23 protein-coding genes, 1 tRNA gene and 1 pseudogene are annotated in these 26,210 nt (G+C 65.8%); 12 read left to right on the top strand and 13 right to left on the bottom strand.

What is annotated here, in order from left to right; translation table 11 throughout:
* Positions 1–16 precede the first annotated feature (16 nt).
* Complete coding sequence (gene trxA, locus VS93_RS04205) at positions 17–340, top strand: thioredoxin (protein ID WP_046468689.1); 324 nt, start codon at positions 17–19, stop codon at positions 338–340.
* Between the two features lie 304 nt (positions 341–644).
* Here the strand turns inward: trxA and VS93_RS04200 are convergent, their stop codons facing one another.
* From VS93_RS04200 to rpmH, 8 genes and pseudogenes are all read right to left on the bottom strand, one after another.
* The gene (locus tag VS93_RS04200) at positions 645–1,577 is read right to left on the bottom strand and encodes a ParB/RepB/Spo0J family partition protein (RefSeq protein ID WP_046468688.1); all 933 of its coding nucleotides are present in this window, start codon (positions 1,575–1,577) and stop codon (positions 645–647) included.
* Between the two features lie 25 nt (positions 1,578–1,602).
* On the bottom strand, positions 1,603–2,433 hold the full coding sequence (locus VS93_RS04195) for a ParA family protein (RefSeq protein WP_046468736.1): 831 nt from the start codon (positions 2,431–2,433) through the stop codon (positions 1,603–1,605).
* Positions 2,434–2,666: 233 nt separating this feature from the next.
* A pseudogene (gene rsmG / locus VS93_RS27660) lies at positions 2,667–3,382 on the bottom strand (16S rRNA (guanine(527)-N(7))-methyltransferase RsmG).
* A gap of 196 nt (positions 3,383–3,578) precedes the next feature.
* Positions 3,579–4,088, bottom strand: coding sequence for a Jag family protein (locus VS93_RS04190; RefSeq protein WP_046468735.1), 510 nt, complete (start codon positions 4,086–4,088; stop codon positions 3,579–3,581).
* A gap of 165 nt (positions 4,089–4,253) precedes the next feature.
* Entirely contained in the window at positions 4,254–5,201 is a 948-nt protein-coding gene (gene yidC, locus VS93_RS04185) for a membrane protein insertase YidC (protein WP_046468687.1), read from the bottom strand.
* A 31-nt stretch (positions 5,202–5,232) separates the two neighbouring features.
* Positions 5,233–5,550, bottom strand: coding sequence for a membrane protein insertion efficiency factor YidD (gene yidD / locus VS93_RS27655; protein ID WP_082126612.1), 318 nt, complete (start codon positions 5,548–5,550; stop codon positions 5,233–5,235).
* Positions 5,547–5,987 carry a ribonuclease P protein component gene (gene rnpA / locus VS93_RS04180; RefSeq protein ID WP_046468686.1) on the bottom strand — a complete coding sequence of 147 codons (441 nt, stop codon included), beginning with the start codon at positions 5,985–5,987 and terminating at the stop codon, positions 5,547–5,549. The genes yidD and rnpA overlap by 4 nt, the downstream gene beginning before the upstream one ends.
* A gap of 81 nt (positions 5,988–6,068) precedes the next feature.
* Entirely contained in the window at positions 6,069–6,212 is a 144-nt protein-coding gene (gene rpmH, locus VS93_RS27650; RefSeq protein ID WP_082126611.1) for a 50S ribosomal protein L34, read from the bottom strand.
* A gap of 790 nt (positions 6,213–7,002) precedes the next feature.
* On the opposite strand from rpmH, the gene dnaA reads away from it, so the two are divergent.
* The 10 genes from dnaA to VS93_RS04130 all read left to right on the top strand — a co-directional run bounded on the left by dnaA (position 7,003) and on the right by VS93_RS04130 (position 19,568).
* On the top strand, positions 7,003–9,141 hold the full coding sequence (gene dnaA, locus VS93_RS04175) for a chromosomal replication initiator protein DnaA (RefSeq protein ID WP_082126610.1): 2,139 nt from the start codon (positions 7,003–7,005) through the stop codon (positions 9,139–9,141).
* A gap of 628 nt (positions 9,142–9,769) precedes the next feature.
* Positions 9,770–10,909, top strand: coding sequence for a DNA polymerase III subunit beta (dnaN, locus tag VS93_RS04170; protein ID WP_046468685.1), 1,140 nt, complete (start codon positions 9,770–9,772; stop codon positions 10,907–10,909).
* A 52-nt stretch (positions 10,910–10,961) separates the two neighbouring features.
* On the top strand, positions 10,962–11,867 hold the full coding sequence (gene gnd, locus VS93_RS04165) for a phosphogluconate dehydrogenase (NAD(+)-dependent, decarboxylating) (RefSeq protein WP_046468684.1): 906 nt from the start codon (positions 10,962–10,964) through the stop codon (positions 11,865–11,867).
* A 159-nt stretch (positions 11,868–12,026) separates the two neighbouring features.
* Entirely contained in the window at positions 12,027–13,160 is a 1,134-nt protein-coding gene (recF, locus tag VS93_RS04160; RefSeq protein ID WP_046468683.1) for a DNA replication/repair protein RecF, read from the top strand.
* Positions 13,153–13,641: a DUF721 domain-containing protein gene (locus VS93_RS04155; RefSeq protein ID WP_046468682.1), complete on the top strand. Its 489-nt coding sequence runs from the start codon at positions 13,153–13,155 to the stop codon at positions 13,639–13,641. Before recF ends, VS93_RS04155 begins: the two co-directional genes overlap by 8 nt.
* 310 nt (positions 13,642–13,951) lie before the next feature.
* Positions 13,952–15,889: a DNA topoisomerase (ATP-hydrolyzing) subunit B gene (gene gyrB, locus VS93_RS04150; RefSeq protein WP_082126608.1), complete on the top strand. Its 1,938-nt coding sequence runs from the start codon at positions 13,952–13,954 to the stop codon at positions 15,887–15,889.
* A gap of 55 nt (positions 15,890–15,944) precedes the next feature.
* Positions 15,945–18,506 carry a DNA gyrase subunit A gene (gene gyrA / locus VS93_RS04145; RefSeq protein ID WP_046468681.1) on the top strand — a complete coding sequence of 854 codons (2,562 nt, stop codon included), beginning with the start codon at positions 15,945–15,947 and terminating at the stop codon, positions 18,504–18,506.
* A gap of 175 nt (positions 18,507–18,681) precedes the next feature.
* Positions 18,682–18,951, top strand: a complete 270-nt coding sequence (locus VS93_RS31010) for a hypothetical protein (protein ID WP_046468680.1) — start codon at positions 18,682–18,684, stop codon at positions 18,949–18,951.
* Between the two features lie 2 nt (positions 18,952–18,953).
* The gene (locus VS93_RS31005; RefSeq protein ID WP_236700333.1) at positions 18,954–19,304 is read left to right on the top strand and encodes a DUF3566 domain-containing protein; all 351 of its coding nucleotides are present in this window, start codon (positions 18,954–18,956) and stop codon (positions 19,302–19,304) included.
* Positions 19,305–19,494: 190 nt separating this feature from the next.
* A tRNA-Ile gene (locus VS93_RS04130) sits at positions 19,495–19,568 on the top strand.
* Positions 19,569–19,739: 171 nt separating this feature from the next.
* Here VS93_RS04130 and VS93_RS04125 read toward each other — a convergent pair.
* Positions 19,740–19,979, bottom strand: coding sequence for a helix-turn-helix domain-containing protein (locus VS93_RS04125; RefSeq protein WP_052745518.1), 240 nt, complete (start codon positions 19,977–19,979; stop codon positions 19,740–19,742).
* Between the two features lie 1,144 nt (positions 19,980–21,123).
* Between VS93_RS04125 and VS93_RS04120 the strand changes: the two genes are divergently transcribed.
* Positions 21,124–21,588 (top strand): helix-turn-helix transcriptional regulator, encoded by a 465-nt coding sequence (locus VS93_RS04120; RefSeq protein ID WP_046468678.1) that lies wholly within the window; start codon positions 21,124–21,126, stop codon positions 21,586–21,588.
* A 275-nt stretch (positions 21,589–21,863) separates the two neighbouring features.
* Here VS93_RS04120 and VS93_RS26680 read toward each other — a convergent pair whose 3' ends face one another.
* From VS93_RS26680 to VS93_RS04110, 4 genes are all read right to left on the bottom strand, one after another.
* The gene (locus VS93_RS26680) at positions 21,864–22,088 is read right to left on the bottom strand and encodes a hypothetical protein (protein ID WP_156184669.1); all 225 of its coding nucleotides are present in this window, start codon (positions 22,086–22,088) and stop codon (positions 21,864–21,866) included.
* A gap of 74 nt (positions 22,089–22,162) precedes the next feature.
* The gene (locus VS93_RS26675) at positions 22,163–22,612 is read right to left on the bottom strand and encodes a hypothetical protein (protein ID WP_052745515.1); all 450 of its coding nucleotides are present in this window, start codon (positions 22,610–22,612) and stop codon (positions 22,163–22,165) included.
* An 80-nt stretch (positions 22,613–22,692) separates the two neighbouring features.
* Complete coding sequence (locus tag VS93_RS26670; protein ID WP_156184668.1) at positions 22,693–23,427, bottom strand: hypothetical protein; 735 nt, start codon at positions 23,425–23,427, stop codon at positions 22,693–22,695.
* A gap of 57 nt (positions 23,428–23,484) precedes the next feature.
* The gene (locus VS93_RS04110) at positions 23,485–25,416 is read right to left on the bottom strand and encodes a hypothetical protein (protein WP_156184667.1); all 1,932 of its coding nucleotides are present in this window, start codon (positions 25,414–25,416) and stop codon (positions 23,485–23,487) included.
* Positions 25,417–26,210: the final 794 nt, after the last annotated feature.

Here is a 26,210-nt window from a genome sequence, read left to right as displayed (position 1 = left end):
CACGAGGAGTATTCATATGGCGAAGCTCAAGGAAGTCACCGACGCCAGCTTCGAGACCGACGTCCTGAAGAATGACAAGCCGGTGCTGGTCGACTTCTGGGCCGAATGGTGCGGCCCGTGCCGCCAGATCGCCCCGATTCTTGAAGAGATCGCCGACGAGCACGGCGACAAGATCGAGATCGTGAAGCTCAACATCGACCAGCAGCCGAACGTGCCGCGTGAGTACGGGGTCATGCAGATCCCGACGATGAATCTCTTCAAGGATGGCGAGGTCGTCAAGCAGATCATGGGCGCCAAGCCCAAGCGGAAGCTGCTGGAGGACCTGCAGGAATACATCTGAGCGCGGTCCCTGCCTCGCATCCTTGTTTCACGTGAAACCGTAGAGCACATGCGAATGGTCCCCGAGGACGTCCTCGGGGACCATTCGCATGTCGGGAGCCTCTTGCCTTGTAGAGCCGGTTCCCGCTTCGTCTGAGAGCAGGCCCGGTGTTGCGGACAGCTGGGGCTGTGCCTCGGGTCAGACCACGAGCTTGGCCGGATCCGGTGGTGTTCCCCGGAGACGGGGCTTGGTCCCTGCCCCTGTGTGCCAAGGGGGTGTAGCGCCCGACCGATATACGGTCATGTCGACATGGCGACCGCTGCCGTTAGTTCTCTCTCGACACGGGATCCATGGCGGCGATGATGCGCTCAAGATCCTCCCTCGTCGCGAACTCCACAACGATCTTGCCCTTCTTCTGCCCCATGTTGACCTTTACCCGGGTATCGAAGGCGTCCGAGAGGCGGCTCGCCATTTCCTCGATCTCCGGCGGTGTCTCCCGCGAAACCGGTGCGCGGCGCTGGCTGGAAGGCTTGCCGTCCGTCTCCCCCAGCGTGATGATCTCCTCCAGCGCCCGGACCGACAGTCCTTCCTCGACAATGCGTCGCGCCAGCCGCTCCTGGGTCTCCATATCGTCCACCGAGAGCAGCGCACGCGCATGGCCGGCACTGAGCACTCCCGCGGCCACCCGGCGCTGCACCGCCGGCGACAGATTCAGCAATCGCAGCGTGTTGGTGATGTGCGGACGCGAGCGGCCAATGCGCTTTGCGAGTTCGTCGTGTGTCGCACCGAAGTCGTCCAAGAGCTGCTGATACGCCGCAGCCTCCTCCAGGGGGTTGAGCTGCTGGCGGTGCAGGTTCTCCAGCAGCGCATCGCGGAGCATAGCATCGTCGCCGGTGTCGCGCACGATGGCGGGGATATGCTCCAGGCCGGCCTCCATACTGGCCCGCCAACGACGCTCCCCCATGATCAGCTCGTAGCGCCCATCGCCGAGCTTGCGCACAACGATGGGTTGCAACAGGCCGACTTCGGCGATCGAGGCTTTCAGCTCCTCCAACTGCTCTTCGTCGAAGTGCTGGCGAGGCTGGCGCGGGTTCGGAGTCACCGCACCGACCTCGATCTCCTCCAAATAAGCGCCATCAAGGGCTGGAGGAGGGGCTTCCCCGTCCGTGGGGGCTATCTGTTCCACATCGACCGTCGCCGGCCCCTGCGGAATGAGAGCCCCCAGGCCTTTCCCTAGACCGCGCCGCTGCTGGCTCACCGACGTCTCCCTTCACGTCCCATGGTCAGTTACCGACGCCCGTCTTCGCCCGATGAGCCATTTCGCGGGCCGCTTCCATATAGGCCACCGCCCCAGTGGAACCGGGGTCATAGGTCATGACGGACTGTCCGTAGCTCGGCGCTTCCGAGACGCGAACGCTCCGAGGCACCAATGTCTTGAGTACCAGATCCCCGAAGTGCTGGCGTACCTCATCTGCGACCTGTGAAGCCAACCTGGTCCGACCGTCGTACATGGTGAGCACGATGGTGGAGATCTCCAGCGACGGGTTGAGATGCGACTTCACCAGCTCGACGTTGCGCAGCAGCTGGCCGAGTCCTTCGAGCGCGTAGTACTCGCACTGGATCGGAATCAGCACCTCATCGCACGCGACCATCGCGTTGACGGTCAGCAGTCCGAGGGATGGCGGACAGTCGACGAGGATGTAGTCCAGTTCGCTGCTGTCGAAGGCTGAGAACGCGCGCTTGAGTCGGGACTCTCGGGCGACCAGGGACACGAGTTCGATCTCCGCCCCTGCCAGGTCGATCGTGGCCGGCACGCACCACAGGTTCGGGATATCAGGAACCGACTGCGCCAGATCGCGGATTTCCGCGTCTTCCACCAGGCAGTGGTAGATGGATCGGGAGGTCTCTTCCTTCTCGATCCCCAATGCCGTGGAGGCATTCCCTTGAGGGTCGAGGTCCACGACGAGGACCCGGTTTCCGTGCATGGCCAGTGAAGCGGCGAGGTTCACCGTGGTGGTCGTCTTACCGACCCCACCCTTCTGATTGGCGACACTCAGCACCCGACACTCAGCGGGGCGCGGCCACGAATCATCGCCGGAGCCTCGTCCCGACATGGCCGCGCGTGCCGCGCGCGCGATCGGCGTATCAAGCTCCACGTCGGCAGAGGGGTGGTCCTCTGCGTCGAAATCCGTTTCACGTGAAACATCGGCGGCGTGCCACGACTGGTCTTCCCAGGAGGGCGTTTCACGTGGGGCTCCTGGCTCCGGAGTGTCTCCCGGGCTGAACACCAGATCTGTTTCACGTGAAACATGGGTGCCATCGAACTGGTTCTGGGGCACGAATGAGTTCACCTCTTCCGTCCACGCTTCTTTCTGCCGCCCGGCGTACGTCTCGACCTGGACGGAGTGAGCTGGCCGCTCTCGGATGTGACCCTGACGCGAACGACCGTCGTAGCCGGTTCGACCTTACCGTGGCCAACCCGAACAACATTGGCAACGCATGGGCGTTGTGCGTACAAATCTGCGCGCGCTTCCTCCAACTCACTCTCCGCTTGCTCTCCCTTGAGCGCGAGCAGGATGCCATCCTTACGGAGCAGAGGAAGTACCCACCTTGCGAGGCGAGTCAGAGGAGCGACTGCGCGAGCCGTGACAACGTCTGCACGCAGTTCCTTCCTCATCTCTTCGGCTCGTCCCCGATGCACGGTCACGTTCTTCAGGCCGAGAGTCTCAACGCACTCTCGCAGAAAGACCGTCCGACGGAGAAGAGGTTCAAGGAGGACTATAGAGAGATCCGGTCGCATGACACCGAGCACCACACCGGGAAGACCCGCTCCGGCTCCGACGTCAACGACTTCGGCACCCTCGGGGATCAACTCCTCAACAACAGCACAGTTCATCAAGTGCCGTTCCCACAACCGAGGCACCTCTCTTGGACCGATCAGCCGCGCACTACCCCGGCATCCGCAAGGAGATCAGCGTACCGGGCCATCCTGGGTAGGGCATCACCGAACAGCGCATGCGCGTGCTCGGGCGGCGCCACACGCCCGCCAGCGCCCGAGGTCATCAGTCACCACCTTGGTCTCTTCGTTCGCTCATCGACACATCGACATCTCGACAGCGACGTCGAGAAGATCACGCCTGAGTTGAGCAGCGCGCAGCCCGCCTACAGACGTACTCGGTAGGGGAGTCCGGGGCCGAACAATAAAAGCGCCCCCCACGATCCTACGTGTGGGAGGCGCCGGGTGTTTCACGTGAAACCATCAGTGGTCGGCGGGGTACACCACCACATAACGGTTTGGCTCTTCACCTTCCGACTCACTGCGCAGTCCGGCCGAGGCGATGGCGTCGTGCACCACCTTCCGTTCGAACGGGGTCATCGGCGCCATCGGTTTCACTTCGCCCTTCCGCTTCACCTCGTCGGCGACCTCAGCGCCGATCCGGCTGAGCGCCTTGCGACGCGAATCCCGGTACCCACCGATGTCGAGCATCAGCCGACTCCGGGTTCCGGTCTTGCGGTGCACCGCCAGCCGTGTCAGCTCCTGCAGCGCCTCAAGCACCTCCCCTTTGTCGCCGACGAGTTCCTCCAGGGTGGTTCCCACGACCGAGACTTTGGCGCGGTCCCCTTCGACGTCCATATCGATGTCGCCATCGAAGTCGGCGATATCCAGCAGCCCTTCGATGTAGTCGGCCGCGATATCGCCTTCCCTTTCCAGCGTCTCAACGTCGATACCGGGTTCCGTGGCTTCGTCCTGCCCCGGCTCGTCCGCCACCGCCACGCTGCCGCGGTTCTCCTCCGCGTTCTCGGTGTTGCCGTTGCTCACAGCGAGCTGTCTCCTTTAATCGCGATCCGGCCGGCTCCACGCTTCCGGGGCTGATTCTCGCCTGCGCGATCCGGCCCGTATGGCCCCTGATTCCCCATTGTGCCGCCGCCGCGGCTAGCGCTTCTTCCCACCAGTGCGCTTCGCACGCGATTGTTTCTTCGGCTGCTTACGCTCGATCTTAGGCTCTTCAGCCGGTTCAGGCTCGGATTCCTGTTCCTTGCGCTTACCCAGGAATCCCTTGGCCGACCCGTTCGGGCTCGCATCCTTCGCCGCAGTGGAGACGGGTTCGCCGGGGGACGGAACGGGGTGCTTCCGGTACAGGAAGTGCTGCTGACCCATGGTCCAGATGTTCGAGCTGACCCAGTAGATGAGCACACCGATCGGCATGGCCAGGCCGAACAGACCGAAGGCCGGGGCGAGGTACATCATGATCTTCTGGGTCTGCATCATCGGGTTGTCCGGCATCTGGGCCGTGCTCCGCTTGATGCTCTGCCGCATGGTCAGGAAGGTCGTCGCTCCCATGATCACGCAGGCGATGGCGATGACGATCCTGGCCATGACAGGGTCCGCGTTGTACTGCGCGAGCTCCTGCGCTGAGCTGGTGAACTGGGCGGCCAGCGGAGCGTGGAAGATCTGCGCGTTCTGGGCGCTCTCCACGAGATCCTCGGTGAATCCGTAGCGCGCCCTTCCCTCGGCCACGTTGCGCAGCACGTTGAACAGCGCGAAGAAGACCGGCATCTGCAGCAGCAGAGGGAGGCAGCCCATGACGGGGTTGGTGCCGCTCTCCTGATAGAGCTTCATCATCTCTTGCTGCTGGCGCTGCTTGTCGTTCTTGTAGCGCTCCCGCACCTTCATCATCTGCGGCTGCATTTCCTGCATCTTCCGCTGCGTGTGCATCTGCTTCACGAACAGCGGAACCATGATCAGCCGCATTAGGATGGTCAGAGCGACGATGGACAGGCCCCACGCCCACCCACTGTCCGGGTTCAGCCCAAGGAACGTCAGGCCGGAGTGGATGTGGATCAGCACCCAGCCGACGATGTTGTATAGCCAGTCCAGCACCGGCGAACTCCCTCTTTTTGCTCCAGTTCAGCTACAGGCCTGTTGGGCCGGGAGCGACGTCGCCCCCGTTCCCGTGGCCCGCGTCGTTCGCTCTTTGCGCGCGTACGCCCTTGCGCGGTGGTACCGGGTCGAGCCCTCCCGGGTGAAACGGATGACACCGGGCGATTCTCCGGACCGCAAGCCATAGTCCTCGCAGCGCGCCATGCTCCTGGAGCGCCTGCACCGCGTATGCGCTGCATGAGGGATAGAAACGGCAGACTGGCGGGAACAGAGGGCTGATGAACCGCTGATAACCCCTGATAGGCAGGATCAGCAGCCGCGCTACCGGATTCGGTCTGCCGTCGATCATGAGCCCGTCCGCTCCCCGCTGGCCCGCGCGCCGTTGGATGCGTCGGCTTCTCGCCCCCAGGGGCGGCGTGTCGCCTTCGTGCGGGAGCTCATCGCCGTGGCCAGTGCACCCTCGAGCTGCGCGGCCAGCGCGTCGTGTTCTTGGGACGCGGCCAAGGGTTTGGCCCGCACTACTAGCAGGCTACCTTCAGGCAGAAGAGGCAGCCGCTCGCGCATGAGGTGGCGGAGGCGGCGCTGAACCCGCTTGCGTGTCACCGCGCCCCCGACAGCCTTGCTCACGACGAATCCCACCTTCGGTGGGCCGGGGGACTCCCCGCCGGTTCCGGAGGGCGGCGCCAGGTAGGCGACTCCCAAGGCCTCCCGGCTGCCGCGGCGTCCTTTACGCATGACGAGCCCGAAGTCGGCACTGCGCCGCATACGGTTCTTGGGCGACAACATGGGATGGGTCCTCGGACACAATAAGAAGACCGGCCGCCGCAAGCGGCAGACCGGCCCACCGTATCGTTCGACGCGTGGCGACTACTGGCTCACGGTCAGCCGTACGCGCCCCTTCTTCCGGCGCGAAGCAATGACCGCGCGCCCGGCACGGGTGCGCATGCGCAGCCGGAAACCGTGGACCTTCGCGCGACGCCGGTTGTTCGGCTGAAACGTACGCTTGCTCACTGCTGGGCTCCAGGGGCGTGTGATTGACTTCCTCTCCCGCCCGACAGGCAGGAGGTCCCCTTGGCTGGCCGGCCTGTCCGCCGGTTCCTTCCTCAGGGATTGGCGCTTCGTTGACTTCGTCGAGAGGTCCGCGCCCTACGGCGGATTCTCCACCCACCGACCTTGCGATCGCGGCACCACGACCTTCGCACACAAAGATACCGTCGCAAGTATAAGGGAAGATACGGCTTGTCAGGACGCCGGTCAAATCGGCCAGACACGTTACCAGCAGCTACGAGGACCGCAGTCCACAGATCCGCCTCCTGTGGACACCACGTTATTCACAAGCCGTGCGTCTTCCCCAGCCATCCCTAAGCTGTGGATAACCTCAGAGGGGGACACCGCTCCTCGTGCGACTACCCCTGCCCCGGCACAACCATCGAGACAACTAGCGATCACACCCTTTGATCTGGGGATTGTGGATAACTCTTCGGTCCCCGCCGGAATCTGAGAGGCTGTGCACAACATGTGGATGAACTTCGGTCCACTGTGGAAGTGCGGAGCCGCTCCACCGGCTCCGCGGCGCGAACGCGCGGCGAAATCGTACACAGCTAGTCCACAGACACACGCTTAGTTACCCACAGAACATCGTTCGTTGAGCGCATCGGCCCCGAGGGGCACCCCAGGGGCCGGTCCGGCCCAGAACGACCGGTGCAGCCGAGAGAATGAGTCGTCTGACACCAGCGACCACGCGGCGCCGGCCGACCGCAGCAGAACACCGTGAGAAGGGGACGAACCATGGCAGGTCACCGTGTCTGAGGCACAGGTCAACCTCGCAATGGTGTGGACGAGCGTGCTGGACAGCCTCGATAACAGCGCGCTGCCCCCGCAGCAACGGGCATGGCTTCCGCAGACCCGCCCCCTGGGCCTGATCGAGGACACAGCTCTGCTCGCCGCACCCAACGAATTCGCGAAGGAGATCCTCGAAACCCGGCTCCGCCCGGCCATCAGCCAGGCACTGTCAGCCGAGCTGGGCCGGGAGATCCGTGTGGCGGTCACCGTCGATCCGACAGCGGTCCAGCCCATGCCCCCCGGCACCGCGCCGACGGCGGGCTACGGTCCTGCGCCCCCCGCACCGGGCGGCCAGCCGCTTATGCAGGGAAACCGGCCAGGAGTACCCGCCGGCCAGGAGACACCGCGGCACGGATCCGACCCAGCGCCTCCCGGCGCTCAGCCGCCGAAGGAAGGCTCTCCCCAGCTCCCTGTCGCACGCGAGGACATCCCCGGCCCTCCGGCCACCTCCGAGGCACTGCCCGATGGCCATTTCGGACACGCGGGGTACCCCGGTCCCGCCGAGCGCCCATCCGAGGGCTCCGGCGCACGTGACCGCTTCCCTTCCCCTGAACAGCGTGGGGAGAGGGAGGCATCCCCCCACGAGTCCGGCCCGGCCCACCCCCAGCCGCGCCCCCCGCACCGTTCACAGTCCTATGGACACACCGCCCCTCCGTATGCCTCTCCCCCCGGCCACGGCGAGGACCTGCTCGCTTCGCCTGCCGACAGCAGGGCGAGGCGCTCCGAGGACTACGGGGCCTACGGAACCGTTCCCGGGCACGGAGAGTACGGTCCGCCGGGACAGCAGCGGCCCCAGGAGCAGCACCACGCGGGTTGGGAGGAGCCCAATCAGTGGGGCGCTCCCAACAACTGGGAGACACCCGCCCGGGAGGAGACTCACCTCCCGTACGAACAGGCACCGGAGGCTCCGGACTCGGCGCCCCGCGGCAACGACGGGGCCGACGACCGGACAGGCAACATCCCGCTCCAGTCGGACGACGATTCCGGCCAGGTACCGCCCCCTCCCCTGCCCAGCGCTCCCGACACCACGGGCGGCAACCAACCGCACACCTCGGCCGAGCCGGCGCGGCTGAACCCCAAATACACGTTCGACACCTTCGTCATCGGGTCCAGCAACCGGTTCGCCCACGCGGCCGCGGTCGCCGTCGCCGAGGCGCCCGCCAAGGCGTACAACCCCTTGTTCATCTACGGCGGATCGGGCCTGGGGAAAACCCACCTGCTGCACGCCATCGGCCACTACACCCAGCGCCTCTACGACGGCGCCCGGGTGCGCTACGTGAGCTCCGAGGAGTTCACCAACGAGTTCATCAACTCCATCCGCGACGGGAAGGCCGACGGCTTCCGGCGCCGCTACCGCGACATCGACGTCCTCCTGGTCGACGACATCCAGTTCCTGGAGAACAAGGAGCAGACTCAGGAGGAGTTCTTCCACACCTTCAACACGCTGCACAACTCCAACAAGCAGATCGTGGTCTCCAGTGACCGGCCCCCCAAACAGCTCAACACACTGGAGGACCGGCTGCGCAACCGCTTCGAGTGGGGCCTGATCACCGACGTCCAGCCTCCGGAACTGGAGACCCGGATCGCGATCCTGCGGAAGAAGGCCGCCCAGGAAGGCCTCGCCGCTCCACCGGAGGTCCTGGAGTTCATCGCCAGCAAGATCGCCACCAACATCCGCGAGCTCGAAGGGGCCCTCATCCGGGTCACCGCATTCGCGAGCCTCAATCGGCAATCGGTAGACCTGCACCTCACCGGCATCGTGCTGAAGGACCTGATCCCCAACGACGAAGGACCGGAGATCACCGCTTCGGCGATCATGGCTCAGACCGCGTCGTACTTCGGGCTCAGCACCGAGGACCTTTGCGGAACCTCGCGCTCGCGGGTCCTGGTCACAGCGAGGCAGATCGCCATGTACCTCTGCCGGGAACTCACCGACCTCTCTCTCCCCAAGATCGGACAGCAGTTCGGTGGCAGGGACCACACCACCGTCATGCACGCCGACCGCAAGATCCGGTCCCTCATGGCCGAGAGACGCTCGATCTACAACCAGGTAACCGAGCTCACCAACCGGATCAAGCAGCAATCGCGCAACATTTGAAACGTCTTCTGTCCCCAGCCGGGCACTCATTCTGTGGACACCCCGTGGAAAACCCCGCTCCTCCTGCGGATAACCGCCGTTTTCCTGTGGGGAACCGGGGGCCTGCTGGGGACAAGCTGTGGGTGGATCCACCGGCCGTCGAAGCATCGCCGTCCCTCCCCTGTGGGCGGTCCGTGGATAACCGGTGGACAACCCGTGGACGACGTGTGGGGCCGGCCGGCACATCCACAGTCGTCGCACTTTTCCCCAGCGACCGCCCACAGCCTCGGTGGAAAAGAATTCCGGAGTCACCTGCGGGAAGAGGGGTTGTCCACACTGTCCACACCCCCTACTACTACGACGCCACCTTTAAGACCCCACATGGCTTCTCACTCAGCTTCGCGCCCAATCTGTGGACGGACCGTTCGCCCTCTCCGGGAGCCGAATCAGTCGGCGACGATCAGGTGTGGTGGGGCAGCGCCAAGGGCCGGATCGGGGTACGGTGTGAACCCTGCCCCCTGATGTATCCCGGTACGGTGCCGGGCCCCGGAGGTGTCCCGGGAGCTTCCGCCGGGTGACCGAGAGGACAGCGCAGCGCGCCGCCATCCGCAGGGGTCCGTAGGTCTCTTCGCAGAAAGTGAGTCGGATAGTGAAGTTCCGGGTCGAACGCGACGTACTTGCCGACGCCGTTGCCTGGACCGCTCGTGCACTGCCGGTCCGGCCTTCGGTCCCCGTCCTGGCCGGAATCCTGCTGGACGCGAGCGAGGGCGAAAGCGGGCAGAAGCTGAAGCTGTCCAGTTTCGACTACGAGGTCTCCGCGCAGGTCTCGGTGGACATCGACGCCGAGGACCCCGGCACCACGTTGGTATCGGGCCGCCTCCTCGCCGAGATCACCCGCAACCTTCCTCCACAGACCGTGGAGATCAGTGCGGACGCCGGCAAGGTCGTCGTCTCCTGCGGCAGCGCGAAGTTCACACTGCTGACCCTGCCTGTGGAGGACTACCCCACCCTGCCCGAGATGCCGCGGGTCACCGGATCAGTCGGCAGCGATGTCTTCGCCGCCGCGGTGAGCCAGGTCGCCGTGGCGGCCGGGCGCGACGACACACTGCCGATGCTCACAGGCGTCCGTGTGGAGATCGAGGGCGACACCGTCACACTGGCCTCCACCGACCGGTACCGCCTGGCCGTGCGCGAGCTGAGCTGGAGCCCCGAGAACTCCGGGCTGTCCGCGGTCGCCCTGGTCCCGGCCAAGACGCTCGCCGAGACCGCGAAGTCCCTGACCGGTGGGGCCGAGGTGTCCATCGCACTCTCGGAAACCGAGAGCGGCGAGGGCATGATCGGTTTCGAGGGAGGCGGCCGCCGTACCACCACTCGCCTGCTCGACGGCGAGTTCCCCAAGTACCGGGCACTGCTTCCCGACTCGTTCAGCTCCGTTGCCGAGGTGCAGAAGGCCGAGTTCATGGAGGCGGTCAAGCGCGTCTCCCTCGTCGCCGAGCGGAACACCCCGCTGCGCCTCGCCTTCAGCGACGATCGCCTGGTCCTGGAAGCCGGCACCGGCGACGAGGCCCAGGCCGTCGAAGTCCTCGACGCCTCCCTGGACGGCGACGAGATCCAGATCGCCTTCAACTCCGCGTTCCTGCTCGACGGGCTCAACGCGATCGACTCCGACATCGCCCGGCTGCAGTTCACGACGTCGACGAAGCCCGCGATCATTACCGGTAAGCCCGCCGACGAGGCGGCCACCGCCGACTACCGGTACCTGATCATGCCGGTCCGGCTTTCGAGCTGACCGACTCGGCTTGCGCACATGTCCATAGAGGCGGCACAGGGGGAGCATGAGCATGCAACTGGGTCTGATCGGCCTCGGAAAAATGGGCTGGAACATGGCCGGACGGCTGCGTGACAAGGGACACGAAGTCGTGGGGTTCGCCCTCAGTCCCGAGCGCCGGGACGTGGCGAGCCTCACCGAGCTGGTCGACCGCCTTGAGGCCCCTCGCGTCGTCTGGTTGATGCTCCCGGCCGGAGAGCCCACCGCCGGATCCATCCGCGACCTCGCCCCGCTCCTGGACCCCGGCGACCTTGTCATCGACGGCGGCAACACCCACTATGAGGACGATCGCCAGCGGGTCGAGCAGCTCCGGGAACGCGGGATCGCCTATGTTGACGCCGGTGTCAGCGGCGGTGTCTGGGGGCGGCAGAACGGCTACGGCATCATGGTCGGCGGTACGGCCGAGGATGTCGCCCGCGCCGCCCCGATCTTCGAAGCCCTCGCCCCTGACACCGGCGGCGGTTATGTGCACGCGGGAGCGGTCGGCGCGGGACACTTCGTGAAGATGGTCCACAACGGCGTCGAGTACGGGATGATGCAGGCGCTCGCCGAGGGGTATGAGCTCATGGCCGCCTCGGACATCGTCGACGACATCCCGGGCACGTTCGACAGTTGGCGGGAAGGCACGGTCGTGCGGTCCTGGCTGCTGGATCTCCTGGTCCGGGCCCTTCGGGAAGACCCTGAACTCAAGGGGCTGCACGGCTATGCCGAGGACTCCGGTGAAGGCCGGTGGACCGTGCAAGCCGCGCTTGACAATGCCGTTCCGGCTCCGGTCATCACGGCCGCTCTGTTCTCCCGCTTCGCTTCGCGCCAAGAGGACAGCCCCGCCATGAAGGTGGTCGCGGCCCTGCGCCACCAGTTCGGCGGACACGCCGTCACCGGGACTGAAACCGGCGCCGACCAGGCTGCCGGAGACTGAACCCAGCAGCCTCCGGGATCCATCCGTTTCGCGGCAGTATCGTCTCCCATGAGCCGATCCAGGGTCGCTGGGGTCGTTCGTCCGCAGAAATGGTCGTCGTTTCACGTGAAACTGAAACCAGACGACCACGACCGTCGCGCAGTCGAAGAGAGAGGCCAGATGTACGTATCGCACCTGCAACTGGCCGACTACCGCTCCTATCCTCAAGTGCATCTGGAGCTGGAGCCGGGAATCAGTACGTTCGTCGGGGCCAATGGCCAGGGGAAGACCAACCTCGTCGAAGCCATCGGATACGTCGCCTCCCTCGGCAGTCACCGGGTGGCCAACGATGCTCCTCTCGTGCGCAAGGGCGCTGAACGCGCGATTATCCGAGCGGCCGTCGTCAAAGGCGACCGCCAGGCGGTCATTGAGTTGGAGATCAATCCGGGCAAGGCCAATCGCGCGCGTCTCAACCGGGCGCCCGCCACGCGTCCCCGCGAAGTCCTGGGCGTTCTGCGTACGGTCCTGTTCGCCCCGGAGGACCTCTCGCTGGTGAAGGGGGATCCCGGGGAGCGTCGCCGCTTCCTGGACGACTTGCTGGTCGCCCGCTCACCCCGGTTCGCGGGTGTGCGTTCCGACTACGAACGTGTCCTCAAGCAGCGCAACGCCCTGTTGAAGTCGGCCTCGGCCGGGCTGGCCAAGCGACGTGATGCCGATTTGTCGACCCTGGATGTATGGGACGAGCATCTCGCCGAGGCCGGCGCCGAACTGATCGCAGGTCGGCTGGCTCTGGTGGCGGAGTTGCAGCCATTGGTCGCCAAGTCCTATGCCGAACTGACCTCGGTAGGGGGACCGCCGGTCCTGCAGTACCGCTGCTCGGCCGTTCCCGATGACGCCGCGCATGTCCCAACCGGGTCTCCCCAGCTTGTGGACGTACTCCATTCGGCGCTGCGCGAGTCCCGCGAGCAGGAACTACAGCGCGGAATCAGCCTGGTCGGTCCGCACCGTGACGATCTCCGGCTGTATCTCGATGACCTTCCGGCGAAGGGGTACGCGAGTCAGGGCGAGGCGTGGTCCTACGCGCTGTCCCTGCGGCTGGCCGGGTTCGAGCTGCTCCGCGCTGACGGCGACGATCCGGTGCTGATCCTCGACGATGTTTTCGCCGAACTCGACGCGGGACGTCGGCGTCGGCTGGCCGGGCACGTCCGCCACGCCGAACAGGTCCTGGTGAGTGCGGCGGTCGCCGCCGATGTTCCGGACGAGCTGCAGGGAACCCGTTTCCGGGTGCACGAGGGGGGTGTGGAACGTGAGTGACCGAAGTCATCCACAGGCTGGGGGGGAGGAATCCGGACCGACCGGTGTGGATCTGGCCCGCCAGGCCCTCGCCCAGGCGAAGGCCGCGGCCAAGGAGCGCGGCGCCTCCCCCGATGGCCCTCCCCGGCGTATGCGCCGTGGCCGGCTCCGGTCCCGGAACGAACCCCAGATGTTCGGCGACGCGGTACGCGCCTGGCTGGTCGAGCACGGCTGGCAGGAGCAGGTGGCGGTGGGCGGCGTCTTCGGCCGGTGGACCGAGATCGTCGGCGAGTTCAACGCCCAGCACCTGCGGCCCGTCTCCTACGAGGAAGGCGAACTGGTCATCGCCGCGGACTCCGCGAGTATGGCGGCGCACGCGCGCGCGATGCTGCGCGACCTGCTGCGGAGGCTCAACGAGGAACTCGGAGACGGCACGGTACGCAGCATCAAGGTGCAGGGGCCCAGCCGCGGGCGCGGCCCAGGACCGCGTAGGGCCGGCTGAGTTCCCCGGCGGGGATACGGACATGACATCTTGGTGACTACAGGATCACCATGCGCTTACCGGCGCATCACGTTCCACACCCCCGCAGCGGCCACTGAAGGGCGCGGGGAATTGATCGCGGGGTCGGGTGCGTGTAGGGAGTCGGCTCCCGTCCTGCGCGTTCGCTGTCGGGCGGCACAGGGCCGTGGATGCCACTTTCAGGTGCCACGCGCGGTATCATGAAGATGGTTCTTCGGACGCTTCCGCCGGTAAAGCTCGCCCCAAGAGTCGATGGCGGCATGCAGCGTCCCCATCAGGAGGGTGTTCACACTTGGCCTACGACGCTCGATCGATCACGGTTCTTGAGGGGCTCGAGGCGGTACGTAAACGCCCCGGCATGTACATCGGTTCCACCGGTGAGCGGGGCTTGCACCACTTGGTTTACGAGGTGGTCGACAACTCCGTTGACGAAGCTCTTGCGGGCCACGCCAATGCCATCGAGGTGATCTTGATGGCCGACGGCGGTGTCCGCGTCGCCGACAACGGCCGCGGTATTCCGGTCGACCTGCACCCGGTAGAAAAGCGTCCGGCCGTCGAAGTCGTCCTTACCACCCTGCACGCGGGCGGTAAGTTCGACGGCAAGTCCTACGCGGTCTCCGGCGGTCTGCACGGGGTCGGGGTCTCCGTCGTCAACGCGCTGTCCTCGCGGATGGAGGTGGAGATCCGGCGCGACGGCTACGTCTGGCGGCAGAACTACCAGATGACCCGCCCCGTGGCCGACCTCGCCAAGGGCGAGGAGACCGGGGAGACCGGGACCCAGACCACGTTCTGGGCCGACGAGGGCATCTTCGAGACCACCACCTACAGTTTCGAGACGCTGGCCCGGCGGATGCAGGAGATGGCGTTCCTGAACAAGGGGCTGTCGATCACCATCCGCGACGAGCGTCCCGAGTTCACCGGCGACTCCCCCGCCGTGCACACCTACCACTACGAAGAGGGTCTCTCGGACTTCGTCCGGCATCTAAACGCGACCAAGGACCCGGCGCACGCCTCCATCATCGATTTCGAGGAGGAGGGCGACGGGCTCTCGGTCGAGATCGCCATGCAGTGGAACCAGTCCTACACCTCCTCCGTGCACACCTTCGCGAACACCATCAACACCGCGGAGGGCGGTACACACGAAGAGGGGTTCCGCTCGGCCCTCACCACCCTTGTCAACCGCTACGCGCGCGACCAGCGGCTGCTGCGGGACAAGGAGGACAACCTCACCGGCGACGACATCCGCGAAGGCCTCACCGCGATCATCTCGGTCAAGCTGGCCGACCCGCAGTTCGAGGGCCAGACCAAGACCAAACTGGGCAACACCGAGGCCAAGTCGTTCGTGCAGCGGGTGACCAACGAGCACCTGCGCGACTGGTTCGAGCGCAACCCCGGTGAAGCCAAGGACGTCGTCACCAAGGCCAGCCAGGCCGCCCGCGCCCGCATCGCGGCCCGCCAGGCCCGCGACCTCACCCGGCGCAAGACGCTGCTGGAGTCCACCTCGCTCCCGGGGAAGCTGTCGGACTGCCAGTCGACCGACCCGGAGCACTCTGAGGTCTACATCGTCGAGGGCGACTCCGCGGGCGGATCCGCCAAGGGCGGGCGCGACCCCCATTACCAGGCGATCCTGCCGATCCGGGGCAAGATCCTGAACGTCGAGAAGTCGCGGATCGACCGGATCCTGAAGAACAACGAGGTCCAGGCGATCATCACCGCCTTGGGCACCGGGGTCCACGACGACTTCGACATCGAGAAGCTCCGGTACCACAAGATCATCCTCATGGCCGACGCCGACGTCGACGGTCAGCACATCCGCACCCTCCTGCTCACCCTGCTGTTCCGGTTCATGAAGCCGCTGATCGAAGCCGGGTACGTCTACTTGGCCCACCCCCCGCTCTACAAGATCAAATGGGACCAGCGCGGGAGCGACGCCGATTACGCCTTCTCCGACCGGGAACGCGACGAGTTCATCGCCGCGGGTCTCGCCGCGGGCAAGCGGGATCCGCGCCCCCGTGACCTCGTCCAGCGTTTCAAGGGGTTGGGCGAGATGAACGCGACAGAGCTCTGGGACACCACCATGGACCCGGCGCGGCGCGTGCTCATGCAGGTCACGCTGGATGATGCCGCGCAGGCCGACGAGATGTTCAGCGTGCTCATGGGCGAGGACGTCGAGTCGCGGCGTTCCTTCATCCAGCGCAACGCACGGGACGTCCGCTTCCTGGACATCTGATTCCCGGGCACCCCGACGGCAGCGAACGACCCAGGTAGAAAAGGATCGACATCCAGTGACGGATGCGAATACCCCGGATCTTCCGGAGGAGACCGACCCTCGCGCCCACCGGGTGGAGCCCGTTGACATCCAAGTCGAGATGCAGCGCAGCTACCTCGACTACGCGATGTCCGTCATCGTCGGGCGGGCCCTGCCCGATGTCCGCGATGGGCTCAAACCCGTCCACCAGCGCGTCCTCTACGCGATGTACGACGGCGGGTACCGGCCCGACCGCGGGTACTTCAAGTGCGCCCGCGTCGTCGGCGACGTCATGGGTAACTACCACCCGCACGGCGACAGCGCGATCTACGACACCCTGGTGCGGCTCGCGCAGAGCTGGTCCATGCGGATGCCCCTGGTCGACGGCAATGGCAACTTCGGTTCGCCCGGCAACGACCCCGCGGCGGCCATGCGGTACACCGAGTGCAAACTCGCGCCGCTGGCCATGGAGATGCTGCGCGATATCGACAAAGAGACCGTCGATTTCCGGCCCAACTACGACGGCCGCTCCAACGAGCCCGTGGTGCTGCCGGCGCGCTTCCCGAACCTGCTGGTCAACGGTTCCGCCGGGATCGCGGTCGGCATGGCCACCAACATCCCGCCGCACAACCTCCGCGAGGTCGCCGACGGCGTCGCCTGGTTCCTCGACCACCCCGAGACGTCGGATGAGGAGCTGCTCGACGCGCTGATCGCGCGGATCAAGGGGCCGGACTTCCCCACCAAGGGCCTGATCGTCGGCAAACGCGGGATCGAGGAGGCCTACCGCACCGGTCGCGGCTCCATCACCATGCGCGCCGTCGTGGAGGTCGAGGAGGACACCCGGGGACGTCAGTGCCTGGTCGTCACTGAGCTGCCCTACCAGGTCAACCCGGACAATCTCGCACTGAAGATCGCCGAGCTCGTCAAGGACGGCAAGGTCAACGGCATCGCCGACGTCAAGGACGAGAGCAGCGGCCGCACCGGGCAGCGCCTGGTCATCGTCCTCAAACGCGACGCCGTGGCGAAGGTCGTGCTGAACAACCTGTACAAGCACACCCAGCTGCAGGAGACCTTCGGCGCCAACATGCTCGCCCTGGTCGACGGGGTGCCCCGGACGCTCCGCCTGGACCAGATGATCCGCCACTGGGTCGACCACCAGATCACGGTGATCGTGCGGCGCACGCGCTACCTGCTGCGCAAGGCCGAGGAACGCGCCCACATCCTGCGCGCGCTGCTCAAGGCGATCGATCGGATCGACGAGGTCATCGCGCTCATCCGGGGCAGCGCTTCCGCGGAAGCGGCCAAGACCGGCCTCATGGAGCTGCTGGAGATCGACGACGTCCAGGCCCGCGCGATCCTCGACATGCAGCTGCGCAAGCTCGCCGCCCTGGAGCGCCGCCAGCTCACCGACGAGTACGACGAGCTGATGGCGCAGATCGACGACTACAACGACATCCTGGCCTCGCCGGCGCGGCAGCGGAGCATCGTCCGGGACGAGCTGTCCGAACTCGTCCAGAAGTACGGCGACGAGCGCCGCACGCACATCATCCCGTCCGAGGGTGATATGCGCATGGAGGACTTCATCGCCGAAGAGGACGTCGCGGTCACGATCTCCCGCGGCGGCTACGCCAAGCGCACGCGGATCGACAGCTACCGGGCGCAGAAGCGCGGCGGGAAGGGCGTGCGCGGGGCCCAGCTCAAGCAGGACGATATCGTCCAGCACTTCTTCGTGACCACGACGCACAACTGGATCCTGTTCTTCACGAACAAGGGACGCGTGTACCGCACGAAGGCCTACGAGCTCCCCGAGGCCGCGCGCGACGCCCGCGGTCAGCATGTGGCGAACATCCTGCCCTTCCAACCCGACGAAGAGATCGCCGAGGTCATGGCGTTGCGCGATTATAACGCGGCGCCGTACCTGGTGCTGGCCACGCGCGAGGGCCTGGTGAAGAAGTCGCGGCTGGAGGAGTTCGACTCTCCGCGGGCGGCGGGCATCATCGCGATCAACCTGCGCGAGGACGACGAGCTGATCGCCGCGCGGCTGGTCTTCCCCACCGACGACCTGCTGCTTATCAGCAGCGACGCCCAAGCGATCCGGTTCCCCGCCTCCGACGAGTCGCTCCGCCCAATGGGACGCGCCACCAGCGGCGTCATCGGGATGCGTTTCCTGGAGGGCGACTACCTCCTCAGCATGGACGTGATCCGGGAGGTCGACGGGCCGATGGACGTCCTCGTGGCCACTGAGGGAGGCTACGCCAAACGGACCCCGGCCGACCAGTACCCGGTGCAGAACCGGGGCGGCAAGGGGGTGCTCACCGCGAAGGTCGTCGAGGCGCGTGGAAAGCTCGTCGGCGCGGTTATGGTCTCGCCCGAGGATGACGAGGTCTTCGCGATCACCGTGAACGGCGGTATCATCCGGACCCGCTGCGCTGAGGTCAAGCGGTCCGGACGTGCCACCATGGGCGTCCGGCTGATGAACCTCGACAACGGGAACTATGTGGTGGCGATCGCCCGGAACGCCGAAACCGAGGTCGGCGAGGAGGACACCGAAGAGGCCCTCTCGGAGAGTGTCGAGGACTCTCCGGTCTCGGAGGCCTGAGCGGGAGCGTGGAGGGCGGGAGTCGCGGGGTGCCGCCCCGCGCTGTTGCCCTCGACCTGCCACCAGACCGTAGGCTTGGCTCCACCCTCTCCCCCGCTCCGCGCGGTGGAGGGCGCCCCCCATCTCCTTGGTCCGGTTTTCACTCGTCACTGGAGAGTTCAGCGGTAACGTGGCTATGTCTGACAGTAAGCAAGGGGACTCCGCTCCTCAGGAGTCGGCCGCAGCCGACAGCGACAACGGCACAGAAGCGGAAGCGGTCGACGCCGCCGCTACGTCGACCGAAAGCGGCGAACCGCTCGACGACACGCCCGAAAGCGACGCGGAGGCCCCCGAAGCGGCCAAAGCCAAGCAGGGGGGAGTGCCGGCGATGACGGCGCCGCAGCAACCGCAGGAGCAGCAGCCCACAGCGGTCAAGGCTACGAAGCCACCCGCAAGGCCCACCTGACGGTGAGCCGGGTAGAGCCGTGGTCGGTGATGAAGTTCAGCTTCGTCGTCTCCCTCGTCTGCTTCATCGTCCTGTTCGTCGCGATCGCAGTGATCTACACGATCCTGTCAACCCTCGGCGTTTTCGACGCGTTGACCGAGCTGATCACCTCACTCACCGAAAGCGAGGACGAAGAGCTGCAGGTCGATCCGGAGACCTGGTTCTCCCCCGCTCGGGTCCTCGGCTACACCGGCCTCGTCGGAGCCTTGAACATCATCCTGATCACCGCGCTGGCCACGGTCGCCTCGATGCTCTACAACCTCGCGGCCGACCTCGTGGGCGGGATCGACATCACCCTCAGCGAGTCCGAATAAGCCCGTCCCCTCCGGTCCGGCTCCCGGCGGTGGAGCCGGACCGGTACCCGTCCGGACGTACCCCGTACAGGCCCGCGCGGCGGCCGGAGCACGTTAGACTAGGAGCGGAAGAGGAGTTCGGTTCCCTCCACCGCCCAGGTGAACCGGTTCGCTCCGGATCGCCGCATACGGTAGAGTTCCACCGGAACGAGGGCGTATAGCTCAGACGGTTAGAGCGCATCCCTGATAAGGATGAGGCCCCAGGTTCAAGTCCTGGTACGCCCACCCATTCACGCAGGTCAGAGCCTCGGATTTCGGGGTTGAGGGTTAGGAGCTCAGAGGCTTGACCGTCGTTTGACCGTGAGGATGACACGGTCATGTCTTTCATGCCACGGGCAAGGACGTGTCCAGGCGGCATCAGACGGATCAAGGATTCGCTGTTGGGTGCGTGGCTCGTCATTCGACTTCCGTTGCTGTCGGCGTTTCTTTGCTCGGGATGGGAACGTTCAGTAGTCGCAGGATCTCCGCTGCCGGGACGCGGTAGGTATCGCCGTAGCGGATGAGCTTGCATGGGAACTGACCGTTCTTCGCCAGCTCATAGGCGGTGGTCCGTCCCATGTTCAACGCCTGTGCCGCCGTCATCAGGTCCACCGCTGCAGGAAGCGCGTAGAGTTCGGTGATGGTCAGTGGCCTCATCCGCGGCTCCTTCGACGAAGGAGCACCCAGCAGAGATGATCATGCTGCTTGAGTTGGCTGGCTGTTGATGGGATGCCGCTGCGGGGGCCTGGCTGCTTGAGATTCATGGACTTCACTCCTCTGCGCCGAGGCATGTCCGGTTCGAGTTCCTCGCGCACAAGAAGGAAGAGGCTCCGGCAGCCGGCTCGTGACGAGCTCAGCCGTCTTAATGTCAGTAGCTGTCCCAGGTAAACCTGGCCAGAAGAACCTCGATCGAGTGGCAGCGGGCTGCTCACGCCGCCCACCTGTTGTCGGTGCGAGGTGCGATTGTGGATGAATACGCGATTCCTCACGCGCGCTCGACTCGTTCTTCGAGAGTTCTTCCTCCCCGTGCTCATCATCCAAGCCAAGGTGGGGGAGAAGCTGACGGGCAGCACCTTGAGAGTCGCTTGCGGGGTGGATGTTGGCTGGCGCGGCGGTCAGTGCCGTCTCCTCCAGGGGTCTCGTTTTGCCTTGCCGCGGCGCCCAGCGCCCTACGGGCCGACGCCAATCGATTCGTTGCGATGGACGGTTGTTCTCCGCACCTGCCTCCTCAACCTGAGGCGAGTGCCCGGCTTCGTCTGAGGCGGGCTTTCGCCCTAGGTGTTCGAGGATTCTTTGTGCCGCTCCCTCAGCGTCTTCGAGGGGGTGGATGGAGACCGGGGCGTGGCGGTCGGTGTTGCTGTGGCGCCAGGTTATCCGCCCGCTGTAGGCCCAGATGGTGAGCTCGCTGTTGACGGAGAGCACGGAAACACCTTGGCGGTGGCCCATCAGCATGCCGGACAAGCCGGCCTGAGTGAGCAGGGCATGGATCTGACCGATGGCCTGGTCTGCGGTGGTCCGGTGCGGACCACCATCGGTCCGTGGCGAACCATGGGATGGGGTCATGGGAATGATCTCCTGTAAAACGCGGATGCAGAGGGATGCCGTCGACGGTCTTGGCCGGCGGGTGAGGTCTTGGACGGCGGCCGACTTTGGGCCTTTTGAAGCTCGACCCCACAGCAAAGGCAGCTTATTGGAATAGTTCTGTTAAGTAAACACAGGTGGTGTCCACACCCCTGACCTGTTCACCTCCCGATGTGCGGCATAGTCGATGGAGGCGGCGACTGGGTGAAACGGGAGAGACATGGCAAAGGGCGGAGTGCCCGGCTGGGACCCGAACGTGCTGCGAGTAGCCCGCGAAAGGAGTGGGATGACGCAGCAGGAGTTGGCCAAACGAATGCGGGTCTCGCGGTCAACGATCGCGAACTACGAACACTCGCGGGCCGCCCCTCCCCCGCCGGTGCTGCGCGATCTTTCCCGTGTCCTTGGGTGCCGCCCCAAGGATTTCCTGGACGAGAGCGGCCGCGGATTGAGCGTGCTTCGGTCCTTGGCTGGCCTGTCGCAGAAGGACGTGCTTGAGCGCCTGGACTCCGATCTGACCCTGTCCACCTACCAAAAGCTCGAGCAGGGGCGGGTGCGTCGGCTGCGACGCGCCGACGCCGAAGACCTCGCCCGTGTCTTGGGGGTCTCAGTTGATGAGGTCATCGAAGCTCACGGCCATGACATTCGTCGACGGGAAGTGAGCACTACGGAGGAGCCAGCGTCTTAAAGCTTTTTCGCTACGCCGGGAGAATTTAGCACCTGTGCAATTCGAAATGGCCACACACGATCGCGTCCAGCACCTACAGACCCCCTTGTTGACAATCGAAGCCGGTTGGCATGTAGAGGGACGGGGAGAGGGATGGTGCCATGACCGCTCGTTGTACGTGTCCTTTGGTGTTGGGGCCGTTGGATGACTATGCTGCGCGACCTGATGACCCGTCTCGCTGGCCAGCGATGGGGATTCCGCCAGTACCTGGACTGGTCTGCTAGCCCCGCGCCGGATCAGGTGTGGGGGGTGATGTAGGGCTTGCCGCTGGTGGAGTCTGAGGAGTCGGGGAGGGCGAGCACTGGGATGTGCTTCCCGCCGGGGTTACCGCTGCGGTTCTCGGTGAAGCTCAGCGTGCCGCTCGCCGCGGTGACCTCGTTCTCACTGTTGAGGAGGAGTAGGTGATCGCGGATGTCCTTGGGCGCGGGCGGGACCAGCGCCCACGGGTCGGTGATGCGCACGGCGCTCACCGTGATGGCCAGGGCATCGTGGTAGGTGATGGCGTAGCCGTTGTCCAGCTTCGCCGGGTCGTCGCTTACCAGCTTGCGGTAGGAGGAGTGGAACTCGGTGAATCCCTCTGGGCTGGTACTTCGTTTCGCGCCCAGCGGGGGTCGGTGCCGGCGGCGCTCAGCAGGGTGATGTTGCCGATCTCGAGCAGGGTCATGGTCTCGTCGTCGGTCCAGGGGAACAGGCCCACCTCGCCGTACAGCACCGAGATGGGGTCGTTGCGGCAGCTTCGCTCGCTCAGCGCTTCCAGGAACACCCGCAGGTCGCGGGCGCGTCCGGCGAAGAGCACCATGTCCGGTTGTGCGTCACAGATGTTCTGGGTGATCGGGTAGAAGACGTCCACGCCGCCCTCCTTGATCGTGTCACCGGCGAACGGCTGGTCGGGGAAGTCGATGTGGTCCTCACCGAGCTTTTCCTGGTAGGCGTCACGCAGCGAGCTCACGAAGATGTCGGCCTTCACGCGGTCGAACACCATCATCGCCGTGTCTAGGTCGTTGTGGTCGTCGACGTAGCGGTCCAGGGCGGTGGCGAAGTCGGTGTTGTTCGGCGCGGTGCGGATCAGCCTTCGATGTTGTCGTGGTCGAGGCTGTCAGCGGTCGTCGAGCCGGTGATGACTGGGATCTCGGCTTGGGAGAGGCGGCGGGCGGCCTGCTCGGTGCGGTCGGTGCTGATCGACTGTCCGAACACCGCGACCAAGGGGACGTCGTCGTCGGTCATGCCCGTGATCTGGTTCACCGGGATCTCCCACTGCTGCTGCCGGCTGCCCTCGTTAGCGAGGTAGAGCTGGACGAACGGGCGGGAATCGCGCAGCTCCGGCGTGTGGTTGGCCCGGTGCAGGGCGACATAGGCGCCTTCGAGCGCGCCCAGAACCTGCTCGTGGGTCATCGCGCTGCTGTCGGTCGGGGTGAGGGTGGCCAGCAGCGCGACCTTGACCAACGGGACGTCCTCTTCGGCGGCCTTCTTTGCGGCCCAGGCGTTCTCGGCGACGATGTCCTCTTGGACCTCACGGAAGGCCGGGTCGAAGACGAAGGAGCCGTCGGTCACCCCGACACACTCACCGTCCACCCGGCGGACGCCGTTGGTCAGGTCCCCGCACCGCAGCGGGGGGATGGCCCACCACAGGCCGCCCGCGAGCAGGATCAGCGCCGCAAGAACCGCGCCCCAGGCCAAAAGCCGCATCCGGCGGCGCCGCCTCAGCACCGGGGCCGGTGTGTGCATGCCGCCCGGCTGCGGTGCCGCGCTGGTCGCGCCCCCCTGCCGTGGCGGGCGCCATCCCTGCTCGTCCTCTGGCACAGTTTCCTCCTCGTCGTCGCTTCGAAGGTGGTGATACGCGTGTCGCCCGCCGGTCGGTTAGGACCACAGCCGCGCCAGCTGGTCGTGCCTCTGCGCCTCGCGGACCAGGTCGGCCGGCCGGTCCGCCTCGGGGGCGAGCCGCCGGAGGTCGTTGGCGACCAGGGTGTGCAGATCGTTGCGGTTGGGTCCGGTGCGGGGATCGGAGGCGATCCACACGCCCGCCACCACACGGGCCACGCTGGCCATGCGGCGCGATCCCCCCTGGGTCATCGAACGGGTCAGGTCGGTGAGGAGGTCGTGCGGTTCGTGCGTCTGGCCATCAGAGGTCAGCCGGGGTGCAGTAGCCACCGCGCGCAGCACCTCGACCCAGGGCCGGTCGAGGTCGTGTCCGGGCAGGTGATAGTCCAGCCGGCCGGCGACCTGGGTGAGGTCACCGGCGCACAGCGCATGGTACAGCCGGCCGATGGTCTCCTCAGTATTCCCGGTCTCCTCGTTCTTGCGGCAGTGCTCGCTGAGTCCGCGATACAGCTCTAGAAGGTGCTCGCCCTCGCGGGCGAGGGCACGGCGCAGCAGTAGCCAGCGCAGCAGGCCCCGCCCTCCGGAAACCTCCCCCTCGTGCCACAGCCCCACGTTGTGGACGGTCGTGGCATCGATCAGCGCATCATCGGCGTGGTCGGCCAGCATCCGCTGGATGTCCTCCCGGGTGCGGGCGATCGCTGCGATGGTCAGTGCCTCGATGAGGTTCTCGCTGGGGCCGAGGGAATCGGGAAGCTCCGGAACACCGGTAAGCAGCCGTTTGAGCAGCTGTGCCTCCACGGTCACATCCGGCGACGGCGTATCAGGCGCGCCGCTGCCCGGGACCCCGTGCGCCAGGAGAGCGCCGATCCCGCTTTGTGCGGCAGAGGGCCAGGCGGCGAGCGTGGCCAGCACGAGCACCGTCGCGCCCGGGTGGCCGCCAGTGAGCTGATGGACCATGTGGCAGGCGCGGTGGTCGACACCGCTGGGCAGCTCCGCACGGGCGAGCACATCGACCTCGTCGAGAGTCAGATCGCGCAGGCAGTGGTGGGTGAAGTAGGTGTTGACGGGACCGGAGAGCTGCCGCTGGCTGCTTACGGCCACGGCCAGCGGCTCGGCCGGCAGGCCGAGCGCCGCGGCCCGGCTCCGCGCCCGCACAAAGTGATCGAGAAAGCCCTGGCCGAGTTCGGTGTCGGCGTTGTCCAGCAGGACGACCGCGCCATACATTCCTGGTTGGCTGCGGGTTCCTCGCTGGAACGCCTCGCGCAGGTCGGCGAGGAACGCGTCCACCAGCAGCTCCTCGACGTAGCGGCGGCTCACCTCGTCCTCAAGGTTGCGCGCGTAGCGGTTCAGGTCGGTGAGAACATCAATCGGCGTGTTGGCCAGCCTTTGGTCCCGGTGCCCGTACCAGCGGTAGGCTGCCCCCAGCAGCAGGGAATTCGCTCGCGTCGGTGCCCCCGGGAACTCGGCAACGAGACCGAGGATCCGACCCAGCAGTGTGCCCAGTTCCTGCGAAACCCCCATAAGTCCGATGAGATCGCCGGCCAACTCGCGGGTGACCTTCCAGAGCTTGTCGAGCCCGCGGTGCCGACGTATCCGGTCGACCATCTTCTGGCTGGCGACGGCGGGATCGGTGAAGTCGATGCTCTCCTCCATCGCCAGGCGACCGATCACCAGGCGAGGGAAGCGCAACCGCCCGTAACCGGGGCACCTGCGGCCGAGCCCGTAGGCCAGGGCGGAGAGCAGCTGCGCCATGCCGTCCTGCTGACCGGTGGTGGCGAGGTTGACCCGGGCATAGGGGACAATCTGGTCGATCCGCTCGCCGAGCATCCGCAGCACCGCGGTCTTGCCGCTGCCTCCCGTCCCAGTGAACACGAGGATGGGTGGTCGCTTCCCCTGCCCCGCCCGCTCGGCGTATCTGGCCAGGGCGCGGTTCGCCTCCTCGCGGCCAAGAACCCGTCCTGTCGTCGTCATAGACACCAGCCCCTCCGCAGCCCCCGCATGCTCCCGACGCCCGCCGTTCCCCGTCTCGGTCGTCGCGCTGGGAAGACCGGTCACGGCTCGCGCGGTAGGTGGCGTTCGCGAGGTCGCCGTGAGTGCCCGCGAGGTCAAGGGGGAGGGGGATCCGATCAGGCACAGTCCAGGAATAACCGTCTTGCGTTCATTCACGCAGCGAATCCGAAGTTATCAGACATGGCATATTTCCCGTCAATTAAGAGGGTCTGATCTTGGAGTCTGAACATAATCTTCCGGTTGGGTTCGGTGTTCTCGGCGGTGTGATTACCGTTGTTTGTTGTCGAACGCGATTCTTGTCTGGTTGCCCGGAGTCCCTTTTCGCTGGCAGTGCCACGTCAGCGGGATGCGCCAGGCATCCCTCACCGGATTCATCGGATGGGCATATGGTCCGGTTGGGCGTGGACCACCTGGTCCTAAAGACGAATCTGGCGACGGTGACAAGAGGTCTCATCATCGGATGTGGGTGGTGTTCTCTCACCGCCGACATGAACGTGGAAGTCGTGATTTCGTGGCCACCTATGCGTGTATTTCGGGTGAGTTTAATCCGGTTGTTTCGGACTGTGCAGATTCCCCTGTTAATTTCTTTCCGCCACGCACGCGCCAGGGGCCGTGCGGCCCGTGACAGATGATTGACGAGGCCCTGGCAGAACGGCCCGCATCCTCCGGAACAGGGGCGACCGCAGATGATGTTCACCGAGCTGTTCGCGCCCCAGGAGGTCCCGGTAGTTTCCACGGAAAACCGACGCTTAGTG

Source organism: Allosalinactinospora lopnorensis (assembly GCF_000981225.1).
In the GTDB taxonomy this organism is placed as follows: domain Bacteria; phylum Actinomycetota; class Actinomycetes; order Streptosporangiales; family Streptosporangiaceae; genus Allosalinactinospora; species Allosalinactinospora lopnorensis.
Note: the sequence above shows the minus strand (reverse complement) of the source record. Positions and strands in the feature narration are given on the sequence as shown.